We start from the raw sequence: 5,949 nt of genomic DNA on the forward strand, positions 1-5,949 counted from the left end.
TTTCTAGGACGAGTATTCAGTGACATGGCAACTTGATTTAAATAATGCTGATCTGCCTGATTTAAATCAATCCCTTTAGGTAAATATTGCCTAATTAAACCATTCATATTTTCGCATGTGCCTTTTTGCCAAGGTGAATGTGGGTCACAGAAATATACATCTATGCCTAAATCTTCTTCGAGTATTTTATGTTCTGACATCTCGCGTCCACGGTCATAGGTCAACGTTTTACGCAGTTCTGCAGGTAAATATTTCAGAGCTTCAGTTAAAGCCTTGCGCACTGATTCTGCCTTTGCATCAGGTAATGTTGCCAAGATACAGAGCCGTGTATTTCGTTCAATAAGTGTTGCTATCGAACTTTTATTGTCTTTACCTTTAATTAAATCAGCTTCCCAATGACCCGGTATTTTTCTTTCTTGAACTTCGGCTGGGCGCTCATGAATAGTTTTAATATCCTGTAATATAGAATCTTTTTTAGGTTCACCGTTAGCTTTTCGCTTTTTATTTTCATGACGCAGACAGGATAATAAGTCTTTTTTCAACTCACCCTTGGGTAATGCTCGTATCGTTGAATAAATCGTTGTATGGCTTACATTCATTGTTTGATCCAAATCAGGAAATGTCTTTAAACGCTTTGCTATTTGCTGAGGAGACCATAAACAACGGATCGCTTCAACAATAAATTTCCAGAGGATTGAATCGATTTTGAGTTTTCTGTGACCACGTCTACGTCTAGCGAAGGTGTTATCAGAAGCATATCGAGCTTGATAAACGTCATTGATGCTATTTCTTTTAAGCTCACGATAGATCGTACTAGGATGTCTTTTAATGAGTTCAGCAAATTTTCTGGCTGAAAAGCCTTCTTTTCTTGACTCAAGCATTAATGCAGTACGATCTTCAAAGTTAAGATGATGGTATGACAATTTTATATACTCCATAAACCCTTTAAATTAATTAGGTGGTTTATGTCGCACTTCAAGTTTTACTCTGCCCCCTTTACCCAAGTTGTAACTTAGAATTAGTTAGAAAAGAGGAAATTTTTAAATATTTACGCAACAAGGTCATAAACTACTATAAATATTTAATCAAAATGCACTATTATGGTACCTTGCAACCGAATTAATAGTATATTGATTCTTAAATATTATTTAGTGAAATACATTTATAATTGCACCATTAAAACACCCCTCAAATATGTTAAATATTATATTTTTTAAAATTATTTATCATCTAATAAAACACATTTTATAATTGCAACATTATGGTGCACTAAAATAATTATTGAATTAAATAGTGCTAAACTACTTAATTTTTAAGGCTTTATAAAATAATATACAATAAAATAACAATAAAATTAAAAACAATATTTTATATATTTTTAACTTATGATAAAAAATTAAGTGCCATATTTTTGGCATTATTATTTAAAGGAAATTTATTATGAAAAAAAATGCAATACATCAAGAAAATGCGTTAGATTCAATTAAAGAAAAACTAACTAATGAAGGTATTAATGGAGAGGCTGAATCCGCATTAAAGAAAATGCTAGTGTTAGCTAAGAAACGTGGAGAAACCCTATCTGAAGAAGAAGCCGTGTTAGTTTCAGGAGGAGCATACGCCAAGCCAATGTCTATACATCAAATGTAGAGAAAGATTCGACTATAAAAGCTATTAACAATAGCTTTTATAGTTTAATTAACATAAAAAAAGGGATGGTTTCTACTTTGAGTAATGAAGAGATATTTAAACATGCGTTGGCTGTAATTCCTGATTTACAGAGAGAAATATATATAAAATGGTATGATATTCCAGATTATTTAAGAGTTGCTATTCAAGTAATTAGACTAATGAATGAAGAAATTGGTCATTCAATAATTTCTAGAGGCCATCTTGATTTCTTAGACTCAAAACAGCTTAAATATTTAAGTGAAGAGGCGGAATTATTAAAAAAAAACTGTCTAACTGTTCCTAAAAAAGCACATAGATGGAATATTGCTAGTTCTGAGTCAAAAAAATTTTTTAATAGCAGTAGTTTTCAAAATTTTATCAAAACAATTTTCAAAGAAAATAAAATAAAATTTAATGGAAAGGTTAATAGTAATTATAATTTTTATAATGAAGGTGAATTAGCATATCCACATATAGATATTGAAGATTTCTGTATAAACATGATTATTATGCTAAAGCATAATTACAATATAAATGATTCATCAAAATTAATTTTATATCCAATGTTATCAGATCCCATAGAATTAAATTTAAAACCAGGTGACTATATAATATTTTGGGCAAAAACAACTGTACATGCAAGAACTACTTTAAAGAAAGGAGAGGAAGTATGCATTATGTCCTATGGCTTCCCATTAAAAAATTTGGAGATATTAAATGGTAATTGAAAGTTTTTCTGAATCAATTTTAAAAATTAAAGATAAACTTAACTCTAAGGAGTTAGCCTTATTAAGAGGAAGTTTATCTATGGCTATCCAGGAAATATGTCCAAATGGAGTATTGCCAAAGAATAATGAAGAACTATCCTTATTCAAAGAGTATGCATATTTGATCTCAAGAATTCAAAATCATAATAAAATTTCTGAAACCGGGGTTAATTACTTTGGAAGACCTAGCTTCATGACTGATAAATTGCTAAATCAGCTTATTAATGAAGCAAAAAATGAAGTACGACCAAGAGCAATTAAACAAATTGGACATTATTTAGGATTAGGAGGAACGATTGCAGATAGAATTGCATTGTCAAATGAGCTAAATGAACTTGTCACTACTTATACTACGCAATCAACTCCAACAGGAATAGCAAGCTATTTATTTTATGAGAAAGTTGGAGATGGATTGGCTGCGCATGTAGATACAACAAGTTTCTCGATAAATGTAAATATAAATCTATGGCATGAAGCAGTGGGAAATAAAAATTCTTTCTTATATGTATTTGATATTAATGGAGAAAAAATGAGAAAATATTATTTCAAGCCTGGAGAAATAATGATTACTTATGGTGATTCCATAGTACATGGAAGATCACAACTATCTGTTAATGAGTCAATTGGAATTTTAACAATTGGATTTACTCCTAGAGGATAAATAATAATGGGACTATCATTAGGAATTCATTTAGGACATCATGCTTCATTAGCATTAGTTCAAGATGGTACGCTTATAGCAGCTACACAATTAGAACGAATAACCAGAATAAAAAACTTCGTTTGTCATGGTTTATCAAAGAGACTAGAAATAAAGAATTTTTTAGAATCTTTTGGATTTTCAATCGAACAGGTTGATATTATTGTGTCTTCTTTTCAGGGTACTGCAAGAGGAGGTGTAGGATTTCAGCATTCGGTTATAGAAGAGGATTTTGATGATTTTGATCCCTATTCAAATAATCATTACGTTATTTCACATCATTTAGCTCATGCTTATTGTGCTTCAAGTTATGCACCTAAAAAAGAAATTTGTGTATTAGTATCTGATTATGCTGGATCAGCTACTGAAGAATTAAAAGATTATGAAATGAAGTTTTCGGAATGGTATAATTCAATAATTGAATGTAAAAAACCAGTCAAACTTAAATCTGAAAATTTAAGTATTTATAAAATTAAATTAGGTGAATACTTTGATTTAAAATATAGAGAAAGCCAAATTCCTCACCCTAATAACTTTTCGATAATTCAAAGTGTTGGAGCCTTATATGAAAATGTTAGTAGATTAATTTTTAATAAAGAGGGGCAACATGGCTCCTTGATGGCCCTAGCAGCCTATAACAAACGTAAAGAATTAATAAAAATTTTTGAAGAAGAAGATGGAGAAATCATATATCATAATAATTGGCAACAGATGCTATATAAATTACCCTCAAATAATAATGATCAATTTACATTAACAGATGAAACTAAATTTTATTTGGCAGATAGTTGTCAAAATGCTGCCGAAAATATACTTTTACATTATGCAAAGAAAGCATCAGAATTAACAGGTTTAAAGGATATCGCATTAGCAGGCGGCTCTTTTCTTAATATTTTAGCTAATTCTAAAATCTATAACAGTAGTTTTTTCGATAGTGTTAGTTTACCAAGTGCACCAAATGATGCTGGAATATCAATTGGTTGTGCATTTTGGGGTGCAGTTAAACTTAAAGATCAGGTTAAAAAAGTTACAACGGATAGACTTGGTACCAAATATGAACTAGATATAGATATTTTAAATAAAGAGTATAAACATTTCATTTCATTCAAAAAAATGAATACCCATGAAGTAGCAAAATTAATATTCGATGGAAAAATATTTGCTCGTTGTTCAGGTCGCTCAGAGTTTGGCCCAAGAGCACTTGGTGGACGAAGTATATTGGCCTCTCCATTATTGGATAGTACAAAAAACAAATTAAACAAAATAAAGAAGAGACAGTCATGGAGACCAGTTGCACCTATTATTCTAAAAGAAGAAATAGGAAATATCTTTCACGGTCCCTTAAATAGCTCTTGGATGACGTTCTCATATAATATATCTGATAGTAATCTAAGAAAAATGCCAGCTTTAGAACATCCAGATAATACGACAAGATGCCAAACGCTAGATTATGAAGATGATCCTTGGTTATATGATTTAATAACAAAATTTAAAGAAATAACAGGTTTAGGCGTATTAGTTAACACATCTTTCAATGGTCCAGATGAGCCTATTATAGAAAATTATAATCAAGCAATAGATTGGTATCTAAAAAAAATTGATGTTGATTATTTATTAATAGATAACTATTTAGTCGAAAGAAACAATTATTTCACCGAAGCAATAAGAGATAATAAATATAGAATTAATAATAATATTTTTATACTTAAAAAGTTTAATGATGGATCTCTCAATTTAAATGATGATCTCATTCTAAGCTTAAATGATATTTCTTTAATAATTAAAGAAGAGCCTCTAAAAAGATTATTTTTGTTTAATCAACGGCAGAGTAAAACTTGAAGTGCGACATAAACCACCTAATTAATTTAAAGGGTTTATGGAGTATATAAAATTGTCATACCATCATCTTAACTTTGAAGATCGTACTGCATTAATGCTTGAGTCAAGAAAAGAAGGCTTTTCAGCCAGAAAATTTGCTGAACTCATTAAAAGACATCCTAGTACGATCTATCGTGAGCTTAAAAGAAATAGCATCAATGACGTTTATCAAGCTCGATATGCTTCTGATAACACCTTCGCTAGACGTAGACGTGGTCACAGAAAACTCAAAATCGATTCAATCCTCTGGAAATTTATTGTTGAAGCGATCCGTTGTTTATGGTCTCCTCAGCAAATAGCAAAGCGTTTAAAGACATTTCCTGATTTGGATCAAACAATGAATGTAAGCCATACAACGATTTATTCAACGATACGAGCATTACCCAAGGGTGAGTTGAAAAAAGACTTATTATCCTGTCTGCGTCATGAAAATAAAAAGCGAAAAGCTAACGGTGAACCTAAAAAAGATTCTATATTACAGGATATTAAAACTATTCATGAGCGCCCAGCCGAAGTTCAAGAAAGAAAAATACCGGGTCATTGGGAAGCTGATTTAATTAAAGGTAAAGACAATAAAAGTTCGATAGCAACACTTATTGAACGAAATACACGGCTCTGTATCTTGGCAACATTACCTGATGCAAAGGCAGAATCAGTGCGCAAGGCTTTAACTGAAGCTCTGAAATATTTACCTGCAGAACTGCGTAAAACGTTGACCTATGACCGTGGACGCGAGATGTCAGAACATAAAATACTCGAAGAAGATTTAGGCATAGATGTATATTTCTGTGACCCACATTCACCTTGGCAAAAAGGCACATGCGAAAATATGAATGGTTTAATTAGGCAATATTTACCTAAAGGGATTGATTTAAATCAGGCAGATCAGCATTATTTAAATCAAGTTGCCATGTCACTGAATACTCGTCCTAGAAA

The 5,949-nt window shown here is 31.1% G+C and carries 6 protein-coding genes; 5 read left to right on the forward strand and 1 reads right to left on the reverse strand.

All coding sequences use genetic code 11. The features are described 5' to 3' along the window. The coding region (locus tag MKL51_RS11335) for an IS30-like element ISAba125 family transposase (RefSeq protein ID WP_079396101.1) at positions 1-938 on the reverse strand (938 nt) is incomplete at its 3' end. Positions 939-1,440: 502 nt separating this feature from the next. On the opposite strand from MKL51_RS11335, the gene MKL51_RS11340 reads away from it, so the two are divergent. The 5 genes from MKL51_RS11340 to MKL51_RS11360 all read left to right on the forward strand — a co-directional run. Further along, positions 1,441-1,647, forward strand: a complete 207-nt coding sequence (locus MKL51_RS11340) for a hypothetical protein (protein ID WP_005066667.1) — start codon at positions 1,441-1,443, stop codon at positions 1,645-1,647. Positions 1,648-1,724: 77 nt separating this feature from the next. Beyond that, the gene (locus MKL51_RS11345) at positions 1,725-2,396 is read left to right on the forward strand and encodes a hypothetical protein (RefSeq protein ID WP_227591713.1); all 672 of its coding nucleotides are present in this window, start codon (positions 1,725-1,727) and stop codon (positions 2,394-2,396) included. Further along, positions 2,386-3,096: a hypothetical protein gene (locus MKL51_RS11350; protein WP_005066662.1), complete on the forward strand. Its 711-nt coding sequence runs from the start codon at positions 2,386-2,388 to the stop codon at positions 3,094-3,096. Before MKL51_RS11345 ends, MKL51_RS11350 begins: the two co-directional genes overlap by 11 nt. A gap of 6 nt (positions 3,097-3,102) precedes the next feature. Further along, positions 3,103-4,974, forward strand: coding sequence for a carbamoyltransferase C-terminal domain-containing protein (locus tag MKL51_RS11355; RefSeq protein WP_270904317.1), 1,872 nt, complete (start codon positions 3,103-3,105; stop codon positions 4,972-4,974). Positions 4,975-5,011: 37 nt separating this feature from the next. Further along, positions 5,012-5,949: IS30-like element ISAba125 family transposase (locus tag MKL51_RS11360; protein WP_079396101.1), on the forward strand; the 938-nt coding region annotated here is incomplete at its 3' end.

The sequence above is a fragment of the Acinetobacter sp. AOR18_HL genome, from assembly GCF_027855145.1.
GTDB lineage: Bacteria > Pseudomonadota > Gammaproteobacteria > Pseudomonadales > Moraxellaceae > Acinetobacter > Acinetobacter pittii.